We start from the raw sequence: 24,882 nt of genomic DNA on the forward strand, positions 1-24,882 counted from the left end.
AGCCACGTCATGAAACTCGCCACCGCCCTCGTCCACGCCGGCACACGCAGAGACCCGACCACCGGCGCGGTCGCGGTGCCCATCTACCATTCCGCCACCTACCAACACCCCGCGCTCGGGCAGTCCACCGGGTACGACTACTCGCGCACGAAGAACCCCACCCGCGCCGCGCTCGAGGACGCGCTCGCGGGCCTCGAAGGCGGCAGCCGGGGCCTCGCCTTCTCCTCCGGCATGGCCGCGCTGCACTGCGCGCTCCAGCTCCTCGGCCCCGAGGACCACCTGGTCCTCACCGAGGACCTCTACGGCGGAACGTTCCGACTGGTGGACAAGCTGCTCCACATCCCCCACACCTTCGTGGACACCACGCGGCTGGACGCGGTGCGCGCGGCGCTGCGCCCCAACACCAAGGCTCTGCTGGTGGAGTCGCCCACCAACCCGCTGATGAAGACGGCGGACCTGTCCGCGCTCGCGGACGTCGCCCGGAAGGCGGGCGCGCTCCTCATCGTGGACAACACCTTCAACACACCGTTCCTCCAGCGCCCGCTGGAGCTGGGCGCGGACATCGTCGTCCACAGCGCGACGAAGTATCTGGCCGGACACAACGACGTCGTCGCCGGAGCGCTCGTGGTGAAGGACGCGGCGGTGGGCGAACGGCTCGCCTTCGTCCAGAACGGCATCGGCGCCATCCTCGGGCCGCAGGACTCCTACCTCGTGATTCGCGGGCTCAAGACGCTCGCGCTGCGCATGGAGCGCCACCAGTCGAACGCTCGCGAGGTGGCCGCGTTCCTGTCGAGCCACCCCCAGGTGGAGCGCGTCTACTACCCGGGCTCGGGCGGGATGCTCTCCTTCGACGTCACCGACGCGGCCCTGGTGCCCCAGGTGCTCGCCGCCGTGCGCATCTGCCTCTTCGCCGAGTCCCTGGGCGGCGTCGAGACGCTCATCACCTTCCCCGCCACGCAGACCCACGCCGACATCCCCGTCGCGCGCAGGGAACAGCTTGGCATCACCGACCGATTGCTTCGCCTCTCCGTGGGTATCGAGGACTGCCATGACATCATCTCCGATTTGGCCCAGGCGCTCGAAGGGCGCTCCCAGCCCGTCGAACTTCGCCACCCGACTGCTGCACACGGGTCATGAAGTCGACCCGGTGACGGGCGCCGCCGCGGTGCCCATCTACCAGGTCTCCATGTTCGACCAGCCGGGTCTGGAGCACTCCGGCGAGTTCGACTACGCGCGCTCCGGCAACCCCACGCGCAAGGCGCTGGAGGGCGTGCTCGCGAGTCTGGACGAGGGCGCCGGGGCGTTCGCCTTCGGCTCCGGCATGGCCGCGCTGTCCACGGTGCTGATGCTCTTCAGCGCGGGGGACCACCTGGTCGTCACCGACGACTGTTACGGCGGCACGTACCGCGTGCTCACCCGGGTGTTCAGCCGCTTTGGACTCAAAGCCACCTTCGTGGACACCTCGGACACGGACGCGGTGCGCGCCGCGTTCCGCCCCAACACGAAGGGGCTCCTCGTCGAGACGGTGAGCAATCCCTTCCTGCGGCGCACCGACGTCACCGCCATGTCCATCCTCGCGCGGACGTACGGCGCGCTGCTCATCGTGGACAACACCTTCCTATCCCCCTACCTCTCGCGTCCGCTCACCGAGGGCGCGGACATCGTCATCCACTCCGCCACCAAGTACCTGGGCGGACACAGCGACATCATCGCGGGTACCGTGGCGGTGCGGACGCCGGAGCTGGCGAAGGAGGTCTACTTCCTCCAGAACGCGGTGGGCGCGGTGCTTGGGCCGCAGGACTGCTTCCTGCTTCAGCGCGGCATCAAGACGCTGCAGGTCCGCATGGAGCGGCAGGTGCGCACGGCCGGGGCGCTCGCTCGCTGGCTCGGAGGCAGGCCGGAGATTCGAGAGGTCTTCTATCCAGGCACCGGCGCTGTGGTGTCCTTCCGACTCGCCCACGACTCGATGGCGGCAACGTTCGTGGACTCGCTGCGGCTGCCGCTGCTCGGCGTGTCGCTGGGCGCGGTGGAGAGCATCATCACCGTGCCGGCGAGGCACTCGCATGCCTCCGTGCCCGCCGCCGAGCGCGAGCGACGGGGAATCACCGACAGCCTCATCCGCTTCTCCGTGGGTCTGGAGGACCTGGAGGACCTGCAAGCGGACCTCGCGCTCGCGCTGGGCCGGGCCTTGAAGGAGGCCGCGTGAAAGGGAGGTCGGGTTGACAGTCTCCGGCGGATTGGTTACGTCCTGAAGCCGATGCTCTGCTTCGTCGCTCCGTTCGGGTCCTGTTGTCGCGGCATGTGTTGCCGCGTCACGACGGGTCCGTCCGTTCGAGCGTACTGAGCGTCTTTCGCGCGCAGGCGTGTCCGGCCCGTCCCCCCAGAAACCTGGAGACGGGCCGTTCCATTTTCCCCACACGCCGGGGCGCTGCATCGAAGTCCCGGCCCCAACCCCGAGACGCGGATGCCCAACAACATCTACCCCGACGTGACGCAGCTCATTGGCCGCACGCCCATCATCCGCCTGTCGCGCGTCGGAGGCCCTGACGCGGCCACGCTGCTGGCGAAAGTCGAGTCCTTCAATCCCGGTGGCAGCGTGAAGGACCGCATCGGTCTGGCGATGATTGAGGACGCGGAGAACAAGGGCCGCCTGCGTCCGGGCATGACGATTGTCGAGCCCACCAGCGGCAACACCGGCGTGGCCCTGGCCATGGTCGCCGCGGTGAAGGGCTACCGCATCATCCTCACCATGCCGGAGAGCATGAGCGTGGAGCGCCGCCGCATCCTGGAGGCCTATGGCGCGGAGCTGGTGCTGACGCCCGCGGCCAAGGGAATGAACGGCGCCGTCGAGGCGGCCGACGAGCTCATCAAGGAGCTGGGCGACAAGGGCTTCATGCCGCAGCAGTTCCGCAACCCGTCCAACCCGGAGATTCACCGGCGCACCACGGCGAAGGAGATTCTCGGAGACCTGGACGTGCGCAAGCTCGACGCCTTCGTGGCGGGCATCGGCACGGGCGGCACGATTACGGGCGCGGGCAGCGTGCTCAAGAAGGAGAACCCGTCCCTGCAGGTCATCGCCGTGGAGCCGCTGCGCTCGCCCCTGCTCACCCAGGGCAAGGCGGGGCCGCATCGCATCCAGGGCATTGGCGCCAACTTCGTGCCGGAGGTGCTGGACCGCTCCGTCTATGACGAGGTCATCGACGTCGCGGATGTCGACGCGTACCTCGCCGCGCGGGAACTGGCGAGCCGGGAGGGTCTGCTCGTGGGCATCTCCAGTGGCGCGGCGCTGCACGCGGCCCGGCAGGTGGCGCGGCGACTGGGCCCCGGCAAGACGGTGCTCACCGTGCTGCCCGACACCGGTGAGCGGTACTGGAGTTCGTTCGCGGCGTTCGCCGAAGAGCTGGCGAACACACCGCAGGGAGTCGGTGGATGATTGAGCTGCGCGGTATCAGCAAGGTGTACAGGCAGGGCGGGCGCGAGGTGTCGGCGCTCCAGGACGTGTCGCTGCGGGTGGACCCAGGAGAAGTGTTCGGCGTGCTCGGGCAGAGCGGCGCCGGCAAGTCCACGCTCATCCGCTGCGTCAACCTCCTGGAGCGTCCCACCCAGGGCCGCGTGCGGGTGAATGGGAAGGAGCTGCTGTCGCTGAATCCCGATGAGCTGCGTCTGGCGCGGCAGGGCATCGGGATGATCTTCCAGCACTTCAACCTGTTCTCCTCGCAGACGGTGGCGGCCAACGTCGCGTATCCGCTGGAGGTGGCGGGGCTGCCACGCGAGCAGATTCGCGCGCGCGTCGCGGAGCTGCTCTCGCTGGTGGGCCTGTCGGACAAGGCGGACACCTACCCGGCGCGGTTGTCGGGTGGGCAGAAGCAGCGGGTGGGCATTGCCCGCGCCCTGGCGCCGCGTCCTCGCATCTTGCTGTCCGACGAGGCGACGTCGTCGTTGGACCCGGAGACGACGCGCTCGGTGCTGGCGTTGCTCCGGGATTTGAACCGACAGCTCGGCCTCACCATCCTGCTCATCACCCATCAGATGGAGGTGGTGAAGGCCATCTGCGACTCGGTGGCCGTGCTGGAGCAGGGACGGCTCGTGGAGCAGGGCAAGGTGGTGGAGCTGCTCTCCCGTCCGGGCTCGCATCTGCATGGGCTGTGCTACCCACCCTTCACGACGGGCGAGAGCGCCGTCCTTCGGGGCGGTCAGCGCGTGGAGCTGTCACTGTCGGGCGAGCACTCCACGCGTCCCATCCTCTCCACCCTGGCGCGTCGCTTCGACGTGGACGCGCATCTGCTGGAGGGCTCGCTGGAGCGCGTGGGCGAGGCGCGCGTGGGGCGGCTGCTCTTCGAGCTCACGGGTGCTCCGGACGCGGTGAGCCAGGCCCTGGCGTTCCTGCGCGAGCAGGGCTTGACGTCGGAGGAGGCGGCCCATGCCTGGTGAGCTGACGCATTCGCTGTGGGTGGCCACGCTGGAGACGCTCTACATGACGTCGGTGGCCACGGTGCTGGTGGTGCTCGCGGGGCTGCCCCTGGGAGTGCTGCTGGTGCTGACGGACCGGGGCGGACTGTGGGAGCGCCCGGCGCTGCACCGCGTGCTGGGCACGCTCGTCAACGTGGGGCGCTCGGTGCCCTTCATCATCTTGATGGTGGCCATCGTTCCCCTGACTCGCCTGCTGGTGGGCACCACGATTGGCACCACCGCCGCCATCGTTCCGCTGGTCGTCGCGGCGATTCCCTTCATGGGGCGCGTGGTGGAGCAGGGGCTGCGCGAGGTGGACTCCGGCTTGGTGGAGGCCGCCATCGCCATGGGCTCCACCCACCGGCGCGTCATCTTCCGCGTCCTGATTCCCGAGGCCCTGCCATCTCTCGTGCGCGGTACCGCGCTCGTGGTTATCAGCCTGCTCGGCTACAGCGCCATGGCGGGCGCCGTGGGCGGAGGTGGGCTGGGAGACCTCGCGGTGAAGTACGGGTACATGCGCTTCCGCACCGACGTCATGTTGGGCTGCCTCGCCGTGTTGCTGGCGCTGGTGCAGCTCGTGCAGTGGCTTGGGGATGGAGTGGCTTCGCGCTTCGACCACACCTCGCCGCACTCCCGCCGCGCGCACGACTGAAATATCCACCCGGTCACGCTGTTGCCCGCGGCCTCTCCTCCGGAATCCACACCCCATGAAGCCACCTGCATCATTTTTCATCATCCCCCTGGCCTTCGCCGCCGTCTCCATCGCGCTGCTCGTGGGAACGGGCTGCAAGAAGTCGGAGGCTCCCGCCATCGGCGAGGCGCCCGGAGTGCCCACGCTGAGAATCGGCGTCAACCCGGTGCCGCATGGCGAGATTCTTCGCGCCGCGGTACCCGTGGCCCTGCGTGACGGCGTGCGCATCGAGGTGGTGGAGTTCACCGACTACGTGCAGCCCAACGTGGCCCTGGCGGATGGACAGCTCGACGCCAACTACTTCCAGCACGTGCCGTATCTGGAGCGCTTCTCCGCGGACCGTCAGCTCTCCCTGCGCAGCGCGGGCGCGGTGCACCTGGAGCCGCTGGCGCTGTACTCGACGAAGTTCCGTCAGCTCGCGGAGTTGCCCGAGGGCGCGCAGGTGACGATTCCGTCAGACCCGAGCAACGCGTCGCGCGCGCTGCATCTGCTCGCGGACCAGGGCCTGTTGCGGCTGAAGGAGGGCGCGGGCGCCGTCGCCACGGTGCAGGACGTGGTGGGCAACCCTCGCAAGCTGGAGCTGCGGGAGATCGACGCCGAGCAGCAGCCGCGCACGCTGGAGGACGTGGCCGCCGCCGTCATCAACGGCAACTACTTCCTGGAGGCACAGAAGCACCTGAAGCTGGACGCGAAGGTGCTGGCTCGCGAGTCCTCCACGCGCAATCCCTATGCGAATGTGCTCGTCGTCCGGAAGGGCGACGAGTCCCGCCCCGAGGTCCGGGTGCTGCTCAAGGCGCTCCAGTCCGGAGAGGTGCGCCGCTTCATCGAGTCCCAGTACGGCGGCGCGGTGGTGCCGGCGTTCTGAGTCGCGCGGTTCGCTGCGCAGGGCGCTTCAGGCTGAGAGCACTGCCGCATCTCGCGGCGGATTAGTGGTGCCAGCGTTCTGCGACGCACGTCACTCGGAGCGCTTGAAGTCCTCCGAGCGCACTCCGTAGCGCTTGAGCAACCGGTGGAGGCTCTCGCGCTCCATGCCGGCGCGTTCGGCGGCGTGGGTGACGTTGCCGCTGAACTCCTGCATCAACGCGGTGAGGTACTCGCGGGACACCGTGTCGCGGGCGCCGTCCACTGCTTCACGGTATGGCAGCTTCGCCAGGGATTCGGCGGTGGCCCTCACTCCCGGAGCCGTGGCGCCCGAGGTGACACCGCGTGACGTGGCCACCTCGGGAGGGAGGTCCTCTGGGGTGATGCGCGTACCTCGGGCCACGGCCACGGCTCGCGCCACGGCGTTCTCGAGCTGTCGCACGTTGCCAGGCCAGTCGTAGGACGCGAGCGCGCGCAGGGCCTCGGCGGTGAAGCTCTCCACTTCAGACCGTCCCGCGCCAGACAGGAAATGCATCGCGAGCAATGGGACGTCCTCACGTCGCTCTCGCAGCGCGGGCAGTCGCACCGTCACCACGTTGAGGCGATAGTAGAGATCCTCGCGGAAGCGACCGGCGGCCACCTCGGCGGACAAGTCACGGTGCGTGGCGGCCACCACGCGGACGTCCACCTTCACCGGCACGGTGGTGCCCACGCGCCGGACTTCCTTCTCCTGGAGGGCCCGGTTGAGCTTCACCTGCACGGGCAGCGGCAGGTCTCCAATCTCGTCGAGGAAGAGCGTGCCGCCGTGGGCCTCCTCGAAGAGTCCGGGCTTCGCCACCGTGGCGCCCGTGAAGGCGCCCTTCGCGTGACCGAACAGCTCGCTCTCCACCAGCTCCGCGGGGAGCGCGCCACAGTTCACCGCCACGAAGGGCTTCGCGGCGCGTGGGCTCTCCTTGTGGACAGCCCTCGCGGCCAGCTCCTTGCCCGTGCCTGTCTCGCCTGTGAGCAGGACGGTGAGGTCTCTCGCCGCGACCTGGGAGAGCAGGCCGTGCAGGGCGTGCATCGCGGCGCTTCCGCCCAGCAGCCCGTGGAGTTCGGGGGCCGACGCGAGCCGGGCTTTCAGTCCCGCGGCCTCCCGGCCCTGGCGACGCTTCTCCAGCGCACGTGCCACGACGAGCGCGACCTCGTCGGGGTCGAACGGCTTGGAGAGGTAGTCGTAGGCGCCTTCCTTGATGGCCTCGACGGCCTTGGGGATGCTGGCGAACGCGGTGACGAGAATCACCTCCGTGTCGGGAGCGCGGCGCTTCACTTCGCGCAGCACCGCGAAGCCGTCCGCTCCGGGCATCTGGATGTCCGTCACCACCACGTCGAAGTCGCGCGAGGCCAGCAGCGACATGGCCTGCTCGCCATCGGCGGCCTCCGTCACGGCGTAGGCGTCTCCGAGGATGCGGGAGAACAGCTTGCGCATGTTCTCCTTGTCGTCGACCACCAGGACGCCGGGTTGGGTTGGAGTGCTCATGCCATGGCCTCCCGCTCCGCCGACGCGGGGGGCAGGCGCAGCGTGAAGCGCGCGCCTCCCAGCGGGCCCGTGTCCGCCTCGATGCGTCCGCCGTGTGCCTCCGCGATGGCCTGACTCACGGCGAGCCCCAGGCCCGTGCCCGTGGACTTGGTGGTGAAGAAGGGCTCGAAGAGGCGGCGGCGGTCCTCGGGCTTCACACCGGGGCCGGAGTCGGAGACGGAGACGCTCGCGCCGCCGTCCTTCGCGGGCGCGATTCGGACCTCGACGGTGCCACCGGTTCCGGCGGCCTCGGCGGCGTTCTTCACCAGGTTGAGGAGAATCTGGCGCAGCCGCGACGGCTGGGCCCACGCGCTCGCCGAGCCCTCCACGCGCACGTCCACTTGTCCGAGTCTCTCTGCTTCGCGCAGCCTCGCCACCACGTCCTCACACGTCTCGCGCAGGGGGACTATTTCCACCGGGCCCTGGCCCGGGCGGGAGAGGTCGAGGAGCCCTTCGACAATCTGCTGGCAGCGCACGGCCTCCTCCTCCACCACTTTCAGGTCTTCCGCCAGGGCACCCTCCGCCTTGCGTTGGAGGATGCGCACATAGCCGAGGATGACGCCGAGCGGGTTGTTGATTTCGTGGGCGACGCCCGCCGCCAGTCGGCCGACGCTGGCGAGCTTCTCGTGTTGAACGAGCTGGGCCTGGTGCGTGCGCAGGGCATCGGTCATCCGGTTGAACTGCGCGGCGAGTCGGCCGAGTTCTCCCGGGTCGTCCTCGGGGATGCGCGTGTCCAGGTCGCCCTGGGCGAGTCGAGCAGCGCCTTCGGACAGTCGAGCCACGGGGCGGGCCACGGAGTTGCCGATGTAGATGCCCACGCCCACGGCGAACAGCGTCGCGCCTCCGAGGAAGAGCAGGGCCCAGCGGAAGCTGGTGTGCTCGACGGCGGCGACGTGTTCCTCGAACGAGCCGATGGAAGTGTCGAAGCGGCGCGCCAGGGCCTCGGCGCGGGCCTGGATGAGGGAGACGCGCTCCAGGGCGCGGCCGTGGGCGGTGGTGACGGCGGCGTGGTCCTTCGCCAGCACGGCGGGCAGGAGTGTCTCGCGATACAGCCGGTCCAGCGCGTCACCGTTCTCCTGGATGTCCGCCACCCAGGCGCGCTCCTCGGCGTCCTGAGCCTGCTCTCGGAGCCGGCGGGTGAGCGTCTCGACGCGTGCTCGCGACTCCTCGTGGAAGTGAACGTGGCTGGCGTTGCCGAGGATGATGGTGTGGGCCAGATGCGCGTACTGGTCTCGTACGGCGGTGGCCAGCTCGAGTGCCTCGCGGACCCGGCCGCCGGCCTCACGCAGCTCGTGCGAGGCGTCGTGGATGTCCGCCAGCCGAGCGAGCGCGAAGCCCGATGCGGCGGTGAACAGCGCCACCAGCGCACCGAAGGCGAGCAGCAGCTTGCGAGTCGTGGAGCCGGAGGTGGGAAGCATCGCGCTCTATATAAGGGAGTGCGGGGCCGTGTGGGTGAGCGATGTCGGCGCGTGCACAGTCTCACTCGCCCCATCAACCAGGTTGTCTCCGCGACTTCCTACCTTCGGTAGAATGCCTGTGTCGTTTCCTCTGTCGGGGGGACACAGCGATGCCATGGATGACCTTCTGGGTCTGTGCGCTGTCCTGCGCCGTCATGGGCTGTCCCGAGGTCCACCGGCGTGACGGCCTCGTGGACCGGGCCGCGCATCAAGATGCGCTGGAGAACATCCCTACGCGCTGCTCCAGCGTGGAGCGCGAGCAATACTGCAGCGGAGAAGCGTCGAAGGACCCGGAATGCATCCGACGCTGTGGTGAAGCGGAATGAACTGGCGAACGCCCATGGGGGTTGGAATCGCTCTGCTTCTTCCTCTGCCGTTGGTCCTCATCCTCGGCGGCACACTTCAACCCGAGCGACCGGAGCACTTTCGAGGGCGCCCCGTCAGTCCCCTGCTCTCCAAAGAGGAACGCGGCCCACTGCGGACCTATCACCGGAACTGCGCCCGAAGCTCCGACTGTGAGGCACCGCTGGGCTGCCTCATGGATGCGCGAGCTCATGCCCAGTACTGCGCCGACAGCCAGTGCCTCACGGATGCGCAATGCGAGGATGGACAGCACTGTCAGCTCCTCGCAACCGAAGGCCACGGCCCCATGGTGCGCTACTGCTTGCTGCTCGGCGTGCGCACGGAAGGAGAGCGGTGCATCAAGGTTCCCGCCTCTCGGGAAGAAGCCTGTGCACCTGGATTGATATGCGGGAGCCAAGGCGGTTTTTGCGCGCGCCCCTGCTCACTGACGGAGCCGGGAAGTTGCACTCCGAGTTTCTTCTGCGCGGACACTCAACCCGAACCGCTCTGCCTCCCCACCTGTGAGAAGAGCGGCTGCCCCGAAGGACAGCACTGTATCCGCCACGAAGAAGGGGCCTCCGCGTGCGCCAGGGTGTTCGGCCCACAGTGCCAACAAACCCCCTGCCCTTCGGGCCAGACCTGCGAGTTCATGCACGCCTCCCGGTTCCCCGACCGCATCTGGTCCGAATGCGAAGAGCGCTGCGGCAAGGACCTCCCCCCATGCCCCAATGGCCTCATCTGTGACGGATGGGCCTGCGAGCAGCCCTGCGACCCCAAGGGCCCCAACACCTGTGACGACGGCTACCGCTGCTTCCAGCGCCGCCCCTCAAGCCCATGGGTCTGTCACCCCGACTGGTGACAGACCCGCCCCACCGCGACGTCACGCGGGCAGCGACTTCAAGAACGACAACAACGCGGCGTTGACCTCCGCGGGACGCTCCTGCTGAACCCAGTGCCCCGCTCCAGGAACAACGAGCACGTCCTTCAGATTCGGCACCAGCGGCTTCATCACCTCCACCGGCGCCAGCGCGCGCCCCGGGTCCTTCTCTCCCGTGATGAACAACGCGGGCTGCTCGATTCGCACCGTCGCCAGCTCGGGCAGCTCCTCCCAGTCCCGGTCCATGTTGCGATAACGGTTCAACCCACCCCGGAACCCACTGCCCTCGAACTCCTTCACGAAGTACGCGACATCCTCCTCCGTGAGCCAGGCGGGCAAGGTCGCGGGCGTCTCGATGCCCGTGAGAAACCCGTCCCCCTGCTTCCTCGCGCGCACCAACTCCGACTTCGTGTCGAAGCCCGCGACGGAGCCCGCCAGAACGGTGCGCACCGTCCGCGGCACATCCGCCTCCAGCTCCGCCTCCGCGACACCGGGCTGCTGGAAGTACTGGATGTAGAACCACTTCTCACCGAACACGGCCTTGAAGAGCTGCGTGGGCGGCATCGGTGTACGCCCCAGATGCGGCACACTCATGCCGACCACGGCCCTGAAGCGGTCCGGATGAAGCGCGGCACAGGTCCACGCCATCGCCGCGCCCCAGTCGTGCCCCACCACCACCGCCGTCTTCTCCCCGAGCGCATCCAGCAGCCCCACGAAGTCCGCCACCAGGCTCCGCATGCTGTACGCCTCGACGGGCCCCGGCTTGTCACTGCGCCCATAACCTCGAACGTCCGGCGCGACGACGTGGTAGCCGGCGGCGGCGAGCACCGGAAGCTGATGCCGCCACGAGTACCAGGACTCCGGCCACCCATGGAGCAACAGCACGAGTGGCCCCTTCCCCGCCTCCGCGACATGAAGGCGAATCCCGTTCGTCTCGAGCATGCGATGTGTGATGTCGACCATGGTAGGGGCTCCATTCCCCTTGCGAACCGCACCGTCCCGCGAGCATGACAGACGCTCGGAGCTCCGCGCTCCGGTGTCCTTCGAGGAGCACGCATCATGGCCTTGCGCTTCAAGAACCTGGACGGCAGCGGCCCTCAGCCGTTCAGCAGCGTCTTCAAATGGGCAGTGGCCGACAAGCTCTCCGGCCGCCGCCGCAAGTCGCCCGACCATGCACCCGTCCCTCGCGTGGAGCCGGACCTCGCCCTGCTCGCCACACCGCCCGCCCCCGGCGAGGGCGCGCGCCTCACATGGCTGGGCCACGCAAGCTGGCTCGTCCAGCTCGACGGCCTCTCCCTTCTCATCGACCCCGTGCTGCGCGACGCCATCAACGTCGTCATCCGCCGCAACGTCCCGCCCGGCGTCCCCGTCGACAAGCTGCCTCCCATCGCCGCGAGCCTCGTCTCCCACAACCATTACGACCACCTGGACCTGCCCACGCTCACCGACGTGGGCGCTCCCATCGTCACGGGCCTGGGACAGTCCCCCGTGTTCCGGGGCGGCAAGCTCGCCGTCACCGAACTGGACTGGTGGCAATCCACCCAGGTGGGCCCCGTCACCGTCCACTACGTCCCCTCGCAACACTGGAGCCGACGCGGCCTCAACGACGCCAACGAGATGCTCTGGGGCGGCTTCGTCGTCGAGGGCTCCAGCGCCCGCGTCTACCACTCCGGTGACACCGCCTGGTTCGATGGCTTCCAGGAAATCGGCCGCCGCTTTCCCAAGCTCGACGCCGCCCTGCTCCCCATTGGCGCGTATGACCCGGAGTGGTTCATGAGCCGCCAGCACATGAACCCCGAAGAGGCCGTCCGCGCCTTCGAGGCGCTCGGAGCCCGGGAGTTCCTCGCCATGCACTGGGGCACGTTCAAACTCACCGACGAGCCGCTCGACGAACCGCCCCGCCGCCTGGACGCCGAGTGGAACCGCCGAGGCTGGCCGCACGAGCACGTCCACGTCCTACCGGTGGGTGGAACGCTCACCGTGCGAGGCGGTTGAAACCCACGGGAGCCTGTGTTGTGGGTTGGCCATGCTCCTCGCCACCGCCCTCTCCCTGGCGCTCGCCCAGGCTCCACCGCCTCTCACCACCGCGTCCGAGCAGAGCGGCTGGACACGCACCGGCCGCTACCCCGAGGTGGAGTCGCTCTGCCGCGCCTTCCCCAAGGCCTACCCCGGCAAGGTGCGCTGCGACACGTTCGGCACCACGCCCGAGGGCCGGCCCATGCTCGCCCTCGTCGCCAGCGCCGACGGCACGCTCACCCCCGCCGCCAACTCGAAGAAGAGTCGCCCCGTCGTCTTCTTCCAGGGCGGCATCCACGCCGGCGAAATCGACGGCAAGGATGCCGGCTTCGCGCTCTTGCGAGACGTCCTCTCCGGCAAGACGCTGCCGGGTGTCCTCAAGGGTGTCACCGCCGTCTTCGTCCCCGTCTTCAACGTCGACGGCCACGAGCGCTTCGGCCGCAACAACCGCCCCAACCAGGTGGGCCCCGAGGAGATGGGCTGGCGCGTCACCTCGCAGAACCTCAACCTCAACCGCGACTACGCCAAGGCGGAGAGCCCGGAGATGGTGGCCCTGCTGCGCTACCTCCACTCCTGGGACGCGCTCGTCTACGCGGACCTGCACGTCACCGACGGCGCCAAGTTCGAGCCCGACGTCGCCGTCGGCATCGAGCCGCAGAAGTCCGGCCCGGAGCGCCTGCGCCCCCTCGGCGTGAAGCTGCGCCAGGAGCTGTTCCAGGAACTGGAGACGCAAGGCCACCAGCCCCTGGAGTTCTACCCTTCGTTCATCCAGGACGATGACCCGACGTCCGGCTTTGCCTACGGCGTGCCGCCTCCGCGCTTCAGCCACGCCTACGCCGCCGCGTACCACCGGTTCGGAGTGCTCGTGGAGACGCACTCGTGGAAGCCCTATGCCGAGCGCGTGAAGGCCACGCGCGATGTCGTCGCCGGCCTCCTGCGCCTCGTCGCCCGCGATGGCGCCGGGCTGATGAACGCCGTGAAGGCGGCCGACGCGGAGGCCCAGGCCGGCAAGGTGCGCGACGTCGTCGTCGCGTGGAAGAACACGCCGGAGAGCCACCCCATCGCCTTCCGGGGCTACGCCTACGAGCGCGGCGCCTCCGACGTCTCCGGGCAGACGTGGATTCGCTACGACGACTCCAAGCCGCAGGTGTGGACCGTGCCGTACTTCGACAAGGTGGAGCCCGCCCTCACCGTCTCCATCCCCTCGGGCGGCTACCTGGTGCCGCCGTCCCATGCCGCCTGGGTGGCCCAGAAGCTCACCACCCACGGCCTGCGCTTCCAGCGCCTGTCCCGCCCGACGCCCGCCACCGACGTGGAGGTGTTCCGCGCCACCGAGGCGAAGTGGAGTCCCCAGTCCAACGAGGGCCGTCAGACGCTGTCTGTGAAGGGCGCGTGGGAGAAGCAGACGCAGTCACTTTCCGCCGGCGCGCTGTACGTCCCCACCGCGCAGCCGGGTGTGGAGATGGTGGCCCACCTGCTGGAGCCCTCCGCGCCGGACTCGCTCCTGGCGTGGGGCTTCTTCAACGCCCACTTCGAGCAGAAGGAATACATCGAGGACTACGTGCTGGAGCCCTTCGCGCGGGAGCTGCTCGCCAGGGACGCCACCGTGAAGGCCGAGTGGGACGCGAAGCTCAAGGACCCCGCCTTCGCCAAGGACCCGCGCGCGCGCCTGCGGTTCTTCTACGAGCGCCACCCCGCTCGCGACACCCAGCACCGCGTCTACCCCATCCTCCGCACGGCCACCGCGCCCACGGGCCTCACCGCGGGCCGGTAGCGCGTCACCACCGCTGAGTCCCCAGAAACACGAAGGCCCCGGAGGCACGTCGCCACCGGGGCCTTCTTCATGTCCTGAGCCAGGTCCCAGACGCCCGGCGACGTTTCGTCACCAGGCCCCTGGCTTCCTCGGACCCAGACAGCTTCCGAGGAAGCACTCCGCCACGCCGGCCCTCGAGTGAAGGCCGGCGCTTCACGTCACCGTCAGCCGATGACGCCTTCGCAGGCGCAGGTGCTCGGGTTGCACGCCGTGTTCGACGGGCAGCCACCGCAGTCCGCCTTGCAAGCGCAGGAGCACGAGGCCGCGTCCGGCTGCGTCGTGGAGCCGCAGCTCAGCGACGCGGTGTCACACGCACAGGCGCACACGCTCGGGTCGAACTTGTAGCCCGCCGCGCACGTGGCCGTCTGGACGCACGAGCACGCGCAGGTCGCCGAGTTGCACGACTCATACGTGCCGCACGTGCCACCGCAATCCGAAGCGCACGTGTAGGCGCACACCGCCGGGTCCGTGTTGCAGACCTGGCCCGGAGCGCCGACACCACCGCAGTCCGACGGGCACTCGCACTTGTCCGTGGTGCGGTTGCAGGAGAGCTTGCCGTCGCAGTAGTCCGCCTCCGTCGCGTCGTAATACGGGTCCGTCTTGCAAGGAGGCGGCACGCCGTTGGCGTTCGTCGTCCGGTCGCTCCAGTAGCGGTAGGACACCGCCGCCTGCGTGTTGTCCGCCTGCGGCCGGCAGCCGCCGAAGAACGACAGCGTGCGGTTGATACCATCCACGTCGAAGCCGTTGGTGCGGCTGCGCGGCAGGTCCGCCGCCGTGGGGCACGACACCGCGTCCGCCACCGTCGCCACCGACACCTTCACCGACGCGCCGATGGGCGGCTGCTGCGTGCGGTAGCCCACCGACGCGATGACGCTGTCGATGATGCCGTTGATGGTCGTGGTGATGGAGGTGGAGTTGCGGATGCTGCCCACCACGCCGCCCGTCGCCTGGATGATGTCCAGGTGCTTCGGGTCGCGGGGGTCCTCCTGGTTGTGACACCACGTCGCCGTGTTGCTGGTGGCGAACTCCGGCGGGCAGATGATGCCGTGGACCTGGATGACCTGGTTCAGCGGGTTCTTCGTCGCGGGCGTGTTGCCGGTGCTCTTGAAGTACTGCTCGAAGGTCTGGATGGAATCCGCCGAGTAGTCATGCGTGTCCGTGAGGATGACGACCACCACCTTGGCGCCGTCGCGGATGCGCGAGTCCGAGGACGTGCCATTCGGCACGAGCGTGGTGTTGATGGCCGCTCGCACCGCTTCCATGGGCTTCTCGTCACCCCAGCCGCTCAAACCCACCCAGCACGACTGGTTGTTCGTACAGGTGGTGGGCGTCGTCCCCGCGGGGATGGTGACGGTATTGCACTGGCCGCTGGCGCAGGTGCTGTTCTGCGTCAGCCACGCACGGAACTGGTTGATGTTCCGCGTGAAGCCACGCACCACGTTGCGGTTGGCATGGTTGGTGTTGGTGGAGGTGTAGCTCGTGGTCACCATCGCCACACGCCAGTCCAGCGTGGAGTTGCCCAGCTTGTTCGCCACGGCCGTGGCCGCGTCCGCCAGCGACTGCTGCGAGCTGGCCATGGAGCCGCTGTCGTCCACCACGAAGATGAAGTCCACCACCGCCTGGCGCGAGGTGAACAGCTCACACTGCACCGCGTCCGCGTCACCGAACTGCGCCAGCGCCGAGCCGCCCGCCGTGTCCGCCAGCGAGAAGAGGCTGCCCGCCTCGTTGTAGCGGGACGTAGGGGTGATGGCGATGACCACCAGCACGCTGTCGTTGGAGCGGTGGACGTACTGCGCCTGGATGGTGAACGGACCGGTGATTCCCGCCGAACCCGCGAGCGAACCGGCGCTGCTGGGCACCAGCGACCGCACCAGCGAGTTGGTGCGAGCCTTCAGGTCTTCGCCGCCCGCCAGCGAGTAGCGAGCCGCGAGCGCGGCGTATCCGTCCCAGGTGTTGAAGGTCTGCGCGTAGTCACTCGTCGCGGTGTTGAACGAGGCACCGCGGATGCCCGCCTCGTCGCCCGCGGGGGTGATGGAGCCGCCCACCGCGCCACGCTTGTACGCAATCAGCGTCACCTGCTTCGTGTCGTCCCAGCCGATGACGCCCACCGTGGCGCCAGCCACCGTGATGTTGGTGATGTTCGCGTCCTTGAAGGTAGCCGGCAGCGCGAGCCGCACGTCCGCGCCATTGTCCTCCTTGAAGGTGACGGGCCGCAGGTTGTTCGCGCGGCAGGCCTGGCCCGCCGGCGTGTTGGGCGCGCCGTCCGCCGGGTTCTTCGGGTCCAGCTCGTTCGCGTCCACCTGGCCGTTCTGGTTCGCGTCCTCCGCGCCGTCCGCGATGCCGTCACCGTCCGAGTCCGCCGTCGTGGGGCTCGTGGTGCTGCTCGGGTGCGCGTCGCCCGCGTAGCCGCAGTCCTTGCGCGGCGCCGCGGCGGTCGTCACACCGCGCTCCAGGCCGTCGCGCAGGCCGTCGCCGTCCGTGTCCGGGTTGGTGGGGTCCGTCTCGTTGGCATCCACCTTGCCGTTGCCGTTGCCGTCCTCACCCAGGAAGCCATCGCGGCCCGCGCCGTCCTGCAGGCCGTCACAGTCGGTGTCCGTCAAGCGCGGGTCCGACTCGTTCGCCTCCACCTTGCCGTTCTTGTTCTCGTCCTCGACGCCGTCGTCGAGGCCGTCACCGTCCGTGTCCGCCTTGTCCTTGTTCGTGCCGGTGGCCACTTCCACCGCGTCCGGGATGCCGTCGAAGTCCGCGTCGGGGATGGAGGCGGCGCAGTCAGCCACCTTCGGGTCCGTCTCGCCGCTGTCCCGCACGCCGTTGCGGTTGCGGTCCTCCTCGCCGTCGCTGCACGAGTCGCCGTCCGTGTCGGGCTTGAGCGGGTCCGTGCCCATGGTCCGCTCCTGACCATCCGACAGGCCGTCGCCGTCCGTGTCGCGCTTGCGCGGGTCCGTCTCGCCGGGGCTCACCGTGCCGCTGTGGTTGACGTCCTCTTCGCCGTCCTTCAGCCCGTCACCATCCGAGTCGAGGGCGTTGGGGTCCGTCTCACCCGGGTCCCTCGCGCCGTTGCGGTTGGTGTCCTCCAGGCCGTCGGGGATGCCGTCGCCGTCCGTGTCCGCCTTCACCGGCGAGGTGCGCGAGTCCGGGTCCAGGTCCGCGCGGAACGAACACGTGGTGTTGATGCTCGAGGTGCGGCCCACTTCGACGCCGTCACGAATGCCGTCACCGTCGGTGTCACGCCGACCCGGGTCCGTCTTCAACCCGCCAGCATAGACATTGGCGAACTCTTCCGCGTCCGTGAGGCCGTCGCAGTCGGAGTCCTTGGTGGGGTTCTTGCTGTCGTCGACATCCGTGGGCACCGGACCTGGATCCGGGTCCGGGTCAGGCTCGACGCCCGCATCCTCCGGGGGCGGTGTTCCACTGTCTGGGGTCGTACCCGCATCTTCATTGCCGGGCGGAGTGGGGTCTTCGGGGTCCGACCCGCCGCAGCCAGCCAGCAACGAAGCTGACACGAGCACGCAGGCGATGAGCCGGGTGAAGGACGTACGCATCATTCGACTCCATTTCCCTGACTCCGGGGGGGTTGGGATGAGTCAGGGGGAACCTGAAGTCTATGAAGACCTGCGCCTTTTGGTCAGTGACTATTCCCCTCGGTACGAGTTCTTCGTCGCTCTTCGTATGCTCTCTGTCCAACCTCATGGACGGATTGCGGCATGACTGTTGGCGAACACTGTTCGCGGGGTGGGAAGCGTCGGTTATCGTCTCTTTCGTGCCTGTCTTCGGTCTCGCGGCATTGTGGAATAGAGGGGCTTCACCAGAACGCGCCGCGGCGGTGGTGGAGGGGCTTGGCGAGCTGCTGCCCTCCGCGCAATCGATGCAGCTCGTCGTCTCCGTGCAGGCCGAGCAGGCCGGTATCGAGCTCAAGGTGGAGGCCCCGGGCTATCCGCGTGCCGCGGTGGAGCGGCTCGCCAACGAGGTGAAGCGCAGCGGCGGCACCTTCGTGGAGCTGTGGCGTCTGCCCAAGCCGGAGCGCGACGCGCTTCGCAACAGCATCTTCGCGGGAGGAAAGGCCTACGCGGGCGAGGAGCGCACCGCCGCGGCACGGGCGCTGGAGCAGCACGTGAGCGCGCTGGCCTCGCGACCCGCGGCTCCTGCTCCCTCGGCGCCACCGAGTCCCGCCGCCGTGCCCACGTCGGAGGATGATCCACGCCGCGTGCCCTCCGCGCCAACGGGCGGTCCCCAGCGCCGGGGGCGCCGGTTCGCGGTGCGGCTGGAGCTGGAGTTCCGCACCGAGCTGGACTTCGTGCGGGAGCACGCGCTGAACATCTCCAACGGCGGCCTCTTCGTGCGCACCGCGCACCGGCCTCCGCCCGACAGCGTCGTCACCGTGGACGTGAAGCTGCCCAACGGGGAGCATCTGCAGGGCGAGGCGGTGGTGGTGCACGTGTTGGATGACCCTTACAGCGGCGGCGTGGGGCTTGCGTTCCTCAGTGACGACGTCACCTTCTCCCGGACGCTCGACGGCTACCTGGCGAGCCTGGTGGGTGGGGTGAGCTGAGTCATGGACGTGGTGGAGGAGACCTGGCCGAGGGACTGTGGCCGCTTCGAGTTGCTGTCCCGCCTGGGACGCGGGGGCATGGCGGAGGTGTTCCTCGCGCGCGTGAAGCACGGCGCGCGGGCCGGAGAGCACGTGGCGCTCAAGCGCGTGCGTCCCGAGCGCGCGCACGACGACGAGGCGCACGAGCAGCTCCTGCATGAAGCGGAGCTGGCCCGGTGTCTGCGGCATCCGCACATCGTCGGCTTCGTCGAGTATGGAGAGCTGCCCGACGGGGGCTACCTCGCGCTGGAGCTGGTGGAGGGGCCGGACCTGGGGCGCGTGCTGGCACAGTGCCGACGGCGGCGCATCGAGCTGCCCATCGACATCTCCGTGCTCATCGTCCGGCAGGTGCTGGAGGCCCTCGCGCACGCGCATCAGGCCACGAGCACCACGGGCCGTCCGCTGGGCGTCGTGCACTGCGACGTGTCCCCGCACAACGTGCTGTTGTCGCGAACTGGAGAGGTGAAGCTGGCGGACTTCGGCGTGGCTCGCTCACGGGCGGGCATGGCGCTCGACGCGCGACGCCTGGGCAAGCAGCACTACCGCTCGCCGGAGCTGCTGGCGGGCGAGGTGTCCGTGGCGGTGGACCTGTGGGCCACCGCGGTGCTGCTGTACGAGCTGCTGTCGTTGGAGTCGCCCTTCCCCTCTGGCCCCGGTGAGGAGGTGGAGTCCGCCATCCGGGGGGGCCGGGTGAAGCCCGTGCGGATGCAGGTGCCAGAGGTGTCGGACGCGCTCGCGCTGGTGCTGGACCGCGCGCTGGCGCCTCACCCCTCGCAGCGCTTCGGCTCCGCGGAGCAGTTCGCGCGGGCCCTCGCGGCCCTCTCCGATGACCGCGTGGCCACGCCGCTGGCCGTGGCCGCCGTGGTGCGCGGGTTGATGGGCACGGGCGTGTGAGGCCTGGACCTCACGCGAGCTGCTGAACCGCGACGTACGGCAGGCCCAGGTCGCCCTCCACCACCAGCCGGCTGCGGCCTCCGCCCTGCTTCACCACGCGCACCTGCACACCGATGCGCTCGGCGAGCCCCGAGACGTGGGAGATGATGCCCACCTGTCGACCCGTGGCCTGGAGTGCGTCCAGCGTGGCCAGCGCCACCTCCAGCGTCTCCGGGTCCAACGTCCCGAAGCCCTCGTCGATAAAGAGCGTCTCCACCTGCGTCGTCTCCGACGACAGCGAGGCCAACCCCAACGCGAGCGCCAGCGACACCAGGAAGCTCTCGCCACCCGACAGGCTGGCCACGCCACGCACCTCGTCCCCCATGTCCCCGTCGACCACCTGGAGGTCCAGGTCATGTCCGGGCACGCGCATCAGGCGGTAGCGCCGTGCCAGCTCTTGCAAGTGCGCGTTGGCGTGCAGCAACAACGCGTCCAGCGTGAGGCTCTGCGCGAAGACCTTGAAGCGCTTGCCATCATGCGAGCCGATGAGGTCACCCAGCGCCTTCCACACCTCGCCCGCGCGCCTGCGCTCCGCCAGCGCCTGGGCCTCGCTGCCGTGACGGGCACGGGCCGCGTCGTCCGCCTCCAGCTTCGCGCGCAGCATCGCCTCGGCTCGGCGCCGCACCTCCACGTCCCCTCGCAGGTGCTCGCGGGCAGTGGTCGCCTCCTCCTCCGACAAGCGGGGCGGTCCGCTCGACTCGTGGCCCGTGCGCCGCTCACGTCGCTCGTCGCGTACCGCGCGCGCCTGGGCCTGGGCCTCGCGCAGCACGGCCAGCGCCCGAGCCTCCGCCTCGCACCACGCGGCATCGTTCGCCAGCAGCGCCTTCACCACGTCCAGCGACACACCCTGGGCCGCCAGCCGTTGCTCCAGCTCCTTCCGGGCCGACTCGCGGGCCGCCCGCGCACGGGTGAGGTCGCGTGACGCATCCTCCGCGCGGGCCAGCGCCACCCCTTCGGCTTGTCGTGCCGCTTCGGCTGACACGCGGGCCTTTTCGTAGGCCGCCAGCGCCGCCTCCAGCTTCGCGCGCAGCTCCGCGCGGACCTCCTCCGTGGGGCGGCCCTCCAGCAGCGCGGCGCGGGCCCGCACCGCTGCATCCCGAGCCTGGCCCTTGAGCGTCGCCTGAGCGGCGTCCTCCTCGGCACGGCGAGCGCTCACCTCCAGCAAGCCCTGCGCGTGAGCACGGTGTCGCTGTTCCTCGTCCTCCCGAGACTTCGCCTTCTGGACGATGTCCTCGCGCTCCTTCCACATGGAGACGCGCTTGCCGCACTTCTGGCGGAAGTCCGCCGGAGCGGCCTCCAGCTTGGCCTCCCATCCCGCGTCCGCGGCGAAGATGGGGGACACGTCCGCCAGGACCTGTCGCACCGTCGCGTCCGCCGCTTCCACCCGGGCCAGCCCCTCCTTCAGCGCGCCCTCCACTCGCGTGAAGGACTCTTCCGCGCGCCGGAGCGCATCGGCCGCCACCTCACGTCGGGTGCGCTGCGCCTCCAGCGCCGCTCGCGCCTCGCGCGCCGTCCGGGCCAGTCCCTCCGCCGCCTCTTCCTCGGACTTCAGCGCGGACAGCCGTGCCTGGACCTCGGCGACCATTGCCTCCAGCCAGACGCTCGCCTCCGGGCCCGAGCCCTCTTCGGGAGCAGACGCGGCGTCACGCGCGCTGGCGACTCCCGGGGCTGATGTGGCGTCACGAACTCCCGCACCCTCTTCGCCACCCGGCGACTCGGAGTCATGGGCCCCGACAACACCCTTTCGCGCACTCAGTCCCGGTCCACCTCCCGAAGACGCCGAGCCCTGAGTCCGCACCCGCCGCCACTGCTCGCGGCCCCGCGCCCACGCGTCACGGTGCTCTCCACAGCGGGCCGCCGCGCCCTCTCGCCGCGACTCCGCCTGGGTGACTCGCGCTCGCGCCGCCGCCTGCCTCGCGCTCGCGTCCACTTCTTCGCGAGAGCACTCATTCCGCTCGGACTCCAGCGTCTCCACCCGCGCGGCGGACTCCGCCACCAACCCCGCCAGGGCCGGCACCTCATGCCGATACGGATGCTCCGTGGCACCACAGAGCGGGCACGCCTCGCCCTCGCGAAGCAGCGCCCGCTGCGCCGCATGCCCCTGTGTCGCCTCCGCCACGGACAGCGCACGGCGCGCTTCCTTCAGCGCCGCTTCATGCTCCAACCGACGCACCGCCGAGTCCCGCACCGCGACCGACGCGGACTCCGATTCCTCCCGCGCCACCGCCGATTCACGCGCGGCCTCTCGCGCCTCGGCCTCTCCCGAACACAGGCCCTGCCGGGCCAGCTCCAGTGCGCGCAGCGTCTCCTGCCTCGCGAGCAGTGACTCCCGCAGCACCCGCCGCTCCACGCCCGTCCCCTCCCCCAGCGAGGTCTCCGCATGCGTCGTCGCCGCCTGCGCCCGCGCCTCGGCCTCCGCCGCCGAGTCCCGCTCCTGACGCCTCAGACGCTCCGCGTCCTTCAGCAAATCCACGTCCCCGCGCAGCTTCTCCACGGCCGCCCGCGCCGTCTTCCCCTCGCCCAGCGCCACCTCGTAGCGCTCCAGCTCGCGCTGCCAGCGAGGCCACTCCCTCGCGAGCGCCTCCCAGTGGGCCTTCTCCAACAACCAGACCCGAGCCCCCTCTCCCGCCACCCGCGCGGCCTCCTCGCGGACCACGACTTCCTCGAGCACCGCCCGAGCCTTCACCGCTTCGTCCTCCGACACCCGCGCCCGCGCCCGCGCTTCCTCCGCGTCACGCGCGGCCGTCGCACTCCGCGCATCCAACTCCGCCGCGGCCTCCAGCGCCGGCGCCGCGACCTCTTGCGCCGACCGCGCCTCCTGCCGCCCCTCCTCCGCCACCCGCAACGCACCCAGCAGTTGGGCCGCGCGAGCCTTCGCCTCCGCCACCTCCGCGCCACGAACCCGACCCGTGGCGTCCGCTTCCTCGCACCGACGCTCCGCCCCCTCCGCCGCCGTCACCGCCCCTCGGAACGACTCCGCCGCGCGGACCTCCTCCAGCTTCTTCGCCCGAGGCGCCGCCGCCGCCAGTGCCTCCGCCGCTCGCGACTCCTTCTCCTCCGCGTCTCGCTGCGCCCCCACCAGCGCCGCTAGGTCCGCGTGCCACGCCGCCGCGCCCTCCGCCTCCCCCAGTTGCGCCTCCACGCTCTTGCGCGCCTCGGCCTCCTCGACGAGCCGCCCCTCCGCCGCGCCGCGCTCCCCGGCCTCCATGAGCGAAATCGCCGCCAGCCCAAGTTCCCGGCGCGCCAGCTCCTCCTGCTCGCCCTTGTTCTTCTCGTGGGCGGCCATGGACAGCCGGCTGTACACCTCCGTGCCGGTCATCCGCTCCAGCAGCTCCGCGCGCTCGCTCGCATCCGCCTTCAAGAAGGCCGCGAACTCCCCCTGCGCCAGCAACGCCGAGCGGCGGAACTGGTCGAACGACAACCCCAGCCGCTCCTGGATGGCCGCCAGCACCTCGCCCTTGGTGCGGCCGAACTGCTGTCCCGTGGCCACCTCCGTGAGCGTCATCTCCTGAGGCCGGAAGCGCCCCTCCGCGCGACTGCGCGCCCGCCACACCGACCAGCGTGCCCGGTAGCGCTTCCCATCCTTCCCCTGGAAGTCCACCTCCGCGAAGCCCTCGCCCGCGCCTCGCCGCAGCATGCCGCGCACGTCATACGCGGACAGCCGCGCCTCCTCCTCCTCGTCCGCGCGCCCCACCGGGACACCACCCCGCCCGCCCAACCTCGGTGTCCGGTCGAACAGCGCCAGGCACAGCGCGTCCAGCAGCGTGCTCTTGCCCGCGCCCGTCGCGCCCGTAATCGCGAACAGTCCCAGCCTGTCGAGCGGCGGCCGGTCCAGCTCCAGCGCGAACGTCCCCGCGAAGCTCGTCAGGTTGTTGCCCCGGATGCAGAGGACCTTCATGACGCGTCCTCCTGTACCTGGGTCAGCAGCGTGTGGAACGCCTCCAGCAACACCTCCGAGGGCGGCTCCTCGTAGTCACGCGCATACCTCGCCCGGAAGACGTCCTCGGGCGTGCGCTCACGCAGCGACAGCCCTGGCTGGACCTCCGCCAGCGCGCCGCCCGTGCCTGTGTACGCGGGCGTCAGCTTCACGAGCCGCGCCGCGCGCCCCTCCAGCGCCTTCTCCACCTTCTGCCGCAGGGACGGCTCCGGTCGGGGCAGCGACACGCAGACCTCCAGGTAGGGACGCCGCCACTCCACCGCGTCCTCCTCCAGCGCCGGCAATGCCTCCAGCAACGCCAGCACCTCCTCCAGCGTCGCGGCGTCCCGCGCCGGCACGCGCATCATCTCCGCGCGACGCGGCACGGGCAGCGACTGCACGGCCTCCAGCGCGTCCCCCTTCAAATCCACCAGCAACACCTGGTGCCGATATCCCGCCTCCGACAGCGACAGCGGCAGGGGCGAGCCGCTGTAGCGCACGCCCTCGCGCCCACCCACGCGCTGCGCCTTGTGCAGGTGCCCCAGCGCCGCGTACGCGACATCGTCCGAGAACAGCTCCACGGGCAGCGCGTGCTGGTTGCCGCCCAGAATCTTCCGCTCGCTGAGCACCGAGAGCTCCGAGCCCGTCATGTAGCAGTGGCCCATGGCCACCAGCGCCTGACCGGGCTGACGTCGGTGCCGCGCGGCGTCCAGCACCTCCGAGTACACCGCGCGAACCCCCTCCACCAACCGGTCCCCCGCCTCCTCCCGCACCGGCGGCAGGTCCGCGGGCCGCAGGTAGGGCACCGCCGCCACCCACGCGCCCACGTGTCCCTTCGCGTCGTGCACCGGCACCAGCAGTCGCTCCAACTCCAGCGAGCCCCCCGCACGTGGCAGCCCGCCCACCACCTTCACACCCAGCGCCGCGAACAACGGGTCCGGCGCATCCAGCCGCGCGGCGGAGTCGTGGTTGCCACCGATGACGACCACGTCCAGCCGGGGCAGCCGCCGCCGGGCCTTGGCGACGAACTGGTACCAGGCCGCCTGCGCCTCCGCGCTGGGGTTGGAGGTGTCGAAGATGTCGCCGGCCACCAGCAGCGCGTCCACCGCCTGGGCCTCCAGCGTGTCCAGCAGCCACTCCAGGAACGCGCCGTGCTCCGCCTCCCGCGAGACGTCGTACAGCGTGTGTCCCAGGTGCCAGTCCGACGTGTGCAGCAAGCGCATCCCGCGTTCACCCTCCCTCACCCCACGGCACTCAGGCCGCCCGGCAGCCTCCTCCGGGGAAGCCGCCTGCTCCAAGCGCCGGGCGCCTGCTCCCTTACACGCTCCCTCTGACATGCGGGCAAGCCCCTGGAATTTCGCGCCTTTGCGACCCCACCCGG

General features: G+C 70.0%; 17 protein-coding genes. 11 read left to right on the plus strand and 6 right to left on the minus strand.

Annotated elements, in window-relative coordinates; genetic code table 11:
- Window positions 1–9: 9 nt before the first annotated feature.
- The 6 genes from HUA76_RS01390 (at window position 10) to HUA76_RS01415 (ending at window position 6,005) form a co-directional block, all read left to right on the plus strand.
- The gene (locus HUA76_RS01390; protein ID WP_174454503.1) at window positions 10–1,137 is read left to right on the plus strand and encodes a PLP-dependent aspartate aminotransferase family protein; all 1,128 of its coding nucleotides are present in this window, start codon (window positions 10–12) and stop codon (window positions 1,135–1,137) included.
- Window positions 1,049–2,206 (plus strand): PLP-dependent aspartate aminotransferase family protein, encoded by a 1,158-nt coding sequence (locus HUA76_RS01395; protein ID WP_141644704.1) that lies wholly within the window; start codon window positions 1,049–1,051, stop codon window positions 2,204–2,206. The genes HUA76_RS01390 and HUA76_RS01395 overlap by 89 nt, the downstream gene beginning before the upstream one ends.
- A 258-nt stretch (window positions 2,207–2,464) precedes the next feature.
- Window positions 2,465–3,433 carry a cysteine synthase A gene (gene cysK / locus HUA76_RS01400; RefSeq protein ID WP_163869456.1) on the plus strand — a complete coding sequence of 323 codons (969 nt, stop codon included), beginning with the start codon at window positions 2,465–2,467 and terminating at the stop codon, window positions 3,431–3,433.
- Window positions 3,430–4,431, plus strand: coding sequence for a methionine ABC transporter ATP-binding protein (locus tag HUA76_RS01405; RefSeq protein ID WP_174454501.1), 1,002 nt, complete (start codon window positions 3,430–3,432; stop codon window positions 4,429–4,431). The genes cysK and HUA76_RS01405 overlap by 4 nt, the downstream gene beginning before the upstream one ends.
- Window positions 4,421–5,101 carry a methionine ABC transporter permease gene (locus HUA76_RS01410; RefSeq protein WP_174454500.1) on the plus strand — a complete coding sequence of 227 codons (681 nt, stop codon included), beginning with the start codon at window positions 4,421–4,423 and terminating at the stop codon, window positions 5,099–5,101. Before HUA76_RS01405 ends, HUA76_RS01410 begins: the two co-directional genes overlap by 11 nt.
- Before the next feature lie 55 nt (window positions 5,102–5,156).
- Window positions 5,157–6,005: a MetQ/NlpA family ABC transporter substrate-binding protein gene (locus HUA76_RS01415; RefSeq protein WP_174454499.1), complete on the plus strand. Its 849-nt coding sequence runs from the start codon at window positions 5,157–5,159 to the stop codon at window positions 6,003–6,005.
- 90 nt (window positions 6,006–6,095) lie between these two features.
- Here the strand turns inward: HUA76_RS01415 and HUA76_RS01420 are convergent, their stop codons facing one another.
- Together HUA76_RS01420 and HUA76_RS01425 are read right to left on the minus strand one after the other, a co-directional pair.
- Window positions 6,096–7,520 carry a sigma-54 dependent transcriptional regulator gene (locus HUA76_RS01420; RefSeq protein ID WP_174454498.1) on the minus strand — a complete coding sequence of 475 codons (1,425 nt, stop codon included), beginning with the start codon at window positions 7,518–7,520 and terminating at the stop codon, window positions 6,096–6,098.
- A complete protein-coding gene (locus HUA76_RS01425) occupies window positions 7,517–8,977 on the minus strand; it encodes an ATP-binding protein (protein WP_141644698.1) in 1,461 nt (486 codons plus the stop codon). Before HUA76_RS01425 ends, HUA76_RS01420 begins: the two co-directional genes overlap by 4 nt.
- A gap of 149 nt (window positions 8,978–9,126) precedes the next feature.
- Between HUA76_RS01425 and HUA76_RS01430 the strand changes: the two genes are divergently transcribed.
- Window positions 9,127–9,342 carry a hypothetical protein gene (locus HUA76_RS01430; protein ID WP_174477333.1) on the plus strand — a complete coding sequence of 72 codons (216 nt, stop codon included), beginning with the start codon at window positions 9,127–9,129 and terminating at the stop codon, window positions 9,340–9,342.
- A gap of 896 nt (window positions 9,343–10,238) precedes the next feature.
- Here the strand turns inward: HUA76_RS01430 and HUA76_RS01435 are convergent.
- The gene (locus HUA76_RS01435) at window positions 10,239–11,198 is read right to left on the minus strand and encodes an alpha/beta fold hydrolase (RefSeq protein WP_174459778.1); all 960 of its coding nucleotides are present in this window, start codon (window positions 11,196–11,198) and stop codon (window positions 10,239–10,241) included.
- 96 nt (window positions 11,199–11,294) lie between these two features.
- On the opposite strand from HUA76_RS01435, the gene HUA76_RS01440 reads away from it, so the two are divergent.
- Together HUA76_RS01440 and HUA76_RS01445 are read left to right on the plus strand one after the other, a co-directional pair.
- The gene (locus HUA76_RS01440) at window positions 11,295–12,230 is read left to right on the plus strand and encodes an MBL fold metallo-hydrolase (RefSeq protein WP_174454494.1); all 936 of its coding nucleotides are present in this window, start codon (window positions 11,295–11,297) and stop codon (window positions 12,228–12,230) included.
- Between the two features lie 31 nt (window positions 12,231–12,261).
- Window positions 12,262–14,025, plus strand: a complete 1,764-nt coding sequence (locus tag HUA76_RS01445; RefSeq protein ID WP_174459779.1) for a M14 family zinc carboxypeptidase — start codon at window positions 12,262–12,264, stop codon at window positions 14,023–14,025.
- 203 nt (window positions 14,026–14,228) lie between these two features.
- Here the strand turns inward: HUA76_RS01445 and cglD are convergent, their stop codons facing one another.
- A complete protein-coding gene (cglD, locus tag HUA76_RS01450; RefSeq protein ID WP_174460431.1) occupies window positions 14,229–17,606 on the minus strand; it encodes an adventurous gliding motility lipoprotein CglD in 3,378 nt (1,125 codons plus the stop codon).
- Window positions 17,607–17,824: 218 nt separating this feature from the next.
- On the opposite strand from cglD, the gene HUA76_RS01455 reads away from it, so the two are divergent.
- On the plus strand, window positions 17,825–18,613 hold the full coding sequence (locus tag HUA76_RS01455; protein ID WP_174459780.1) for a TIGR02266 family protein: 789 nt from the start codon (window positions 17,825–17,827) through the stop codon (window positions 18,611–18,613).
- A 3-nt stretch (window positions 18,614–18,616) separates the two neighbouring features.
- Window positions 18,617–19,546 (plus strand): serine/threonine-protein kinase, encoded by a 930-nt coding sequence (locus HUA76_RS01460; protein WP_141644692.1) that lies wholly within the window; start codon window positions 18,617–18,619, stop codon window positions 19,544–19,546.
- A gap of 10 nt (window positions 19,547–19,556) precedes the next feature.
- Here the strand turns inward: HUA76_RS01460 and HUA76_RS01465 are convergent, their stop codons facing one another.
- Together HUA76_RS01465 and HUA76_RS01470 are read right to left on the minus strand one after the other, a co-directional pair.
- A complete protein-coding gene (locus tag HUA76_RS01465) occupies window positions 19,557–23,483 on the minus strand; it encodes an AAA family ATPase (protein ID WP_174459781.1) in 3,927 nt (1,308 codons plus the stop codon).
- Window positions 23,480–24,724: an exonuclease SbcCD subunit D C-terminal domain-containing protein gene (locus HUA76_RS01470; protein WP_174459782.1), complete on the minus strand. Its 1,245-nt coding sequence runs from the start codon at window positions 24,722–24,724 to the stop codon at window positions 23,480–23,482. The genes HUA76_RS01465 and HUA76_RS01470 overlap by 4 nt, the downstream gene beginning before the upstream one ends.
- Between the last annotated feature and the right edge of the window lie 158 nt (window positions 24,725–24,882).

Origin of the sequence: Myxococcus sp. CA056, from assembly GCF_013336715.1 — a bacterium.
GTDB lineage: Bacteria > Myxococcota > Myxococcia > Myxococcales > Myxococcaceae > Myxococcus > Myxococcus llanfairpwllgwyngyllgogerychwyrndrobwllllantysiliogogogochensis.

What these genes read in the sequence shown, in the direction of transcription:
- HUA76_RS01445 (WP_174459779.1), top strand. Translation starts at nt 12,262, where the DNA reads ATGCTCCTCGCCACCGCCCTCTCCCTGGCGCTCGCCCAGGCTCCACCG.
- HUA76_RS01420 (WP_174454498.1), bottom strand. Translation starts at nt 7,520, where the DNA reads ATGAGCACTCCAACCCAACCCGGCGTCCTGGTGGTCGACGACAAGGAG.
- HUA76_RS01425 (WP_141644698.1), bottom strand. Translation starts at nt 8,977, where the DNA reads ATGCTTCCCACCTCCGGCTCCACGACTCGCAAGCTGCTGCTCGCCTTC.
- cysK (WP_163869456.1), top strand. Translation starts at nt 2,465, where the DNA reads ATGCCCAACAACATCTACCCCGACGTGACGCAGCTCATTGGCCGCACG.
- HUA76_RS01440 (WP_174454494.1), top strand. Translation starts at nt 11,295, where the DNA reads ATGGCCTTGCGCTTCAAGAACCTGGACGGCAGCGGCCCTCAGCCGTTC.
- HUA76_RS01460 (WP_141644692.1), top strand. Translation starts at nt 18,617, where the DNA reads ATGGACGTGGTGGAGGAGACCTGGCCGAGGGACTGTGGCCGCTTCGAG.
- HUA76_RS01405 (WP_174454501.1), top strand. Translation starts at nt 3,430, where the DNA reads ATGATTGAGCTGCGCGGTATCAGCAAGGTGTACAGGCAGGGCGGGCGC.
- HUA76_RS01390 (WP_174454503.1), top strand. Translation starts at nt 10, where the DNA reads ATGAAACTCGCCACCGCCCTCGTCCACGCCGGCACACGCAGAGACCCG.
- HUA76_RS01465 (WP_174459781.1), bottom strand. Translation starts at nt 23,483, where the DNA reads ATGAAGGTCCTCTGCATCCGGGGCAACAACCTGACGAGCTTCGCGGGG.
- HUA76_RS01415 (WP_174454499.1), top strand. Translation starts at nt 5,157, where the DNA reads ATGAAGCCACCTGCATCATTTTTCATCATCCCCCTGGCCTTCGCCGCC.
- HUA76_RS01435 (WP_174459778.1), bottom strand. Translation starts at nt 11,198, where the DNA reads ATGGTCGACATCACACATCGCATGCTCGAGACGAACGGGATTCGCCTT.
- HUA76_RS01430 (WP_174477333.1), top strand. Translation starts at nt 9,127, where the DNA reads ATGCCATGGATGACCTTCTGGGTCTGTGCGCTGTCCTGCGCCGTCATG.
- HUA76_RS01470 (WP_174459782.1), bottom strand. Translation starts at nt 24,724, where the DNA reads ATGCGCTTGCTGCACACGTCGGACTGGCACCTGGGACACACGCTGTAC.
- cglD (WP_174460431.1), bottom strand. Translation starts at nt 17,606, where the DNA reads ATGCGTACGTCCTTCACCCGGCTCATCGCCTGCGTGCTCGTGTCAGCT.
- HUA76_RS01395 (WP_141644704.1), top strand. Translation starts at nt 1,049, where the DNA reads ATGACATCATCTCCGATTTGGCCCAGGCGCTCGAAGGGCGCTCCCAGC.
- HUA76_RS01410 (WP_174454500.1), top strand. Translation starts at nt 4,421, where the DNA reads ATGCCTGGTGAGCTGACGCATTCGCTGTGGGTGGCCACGCTGGAGACG.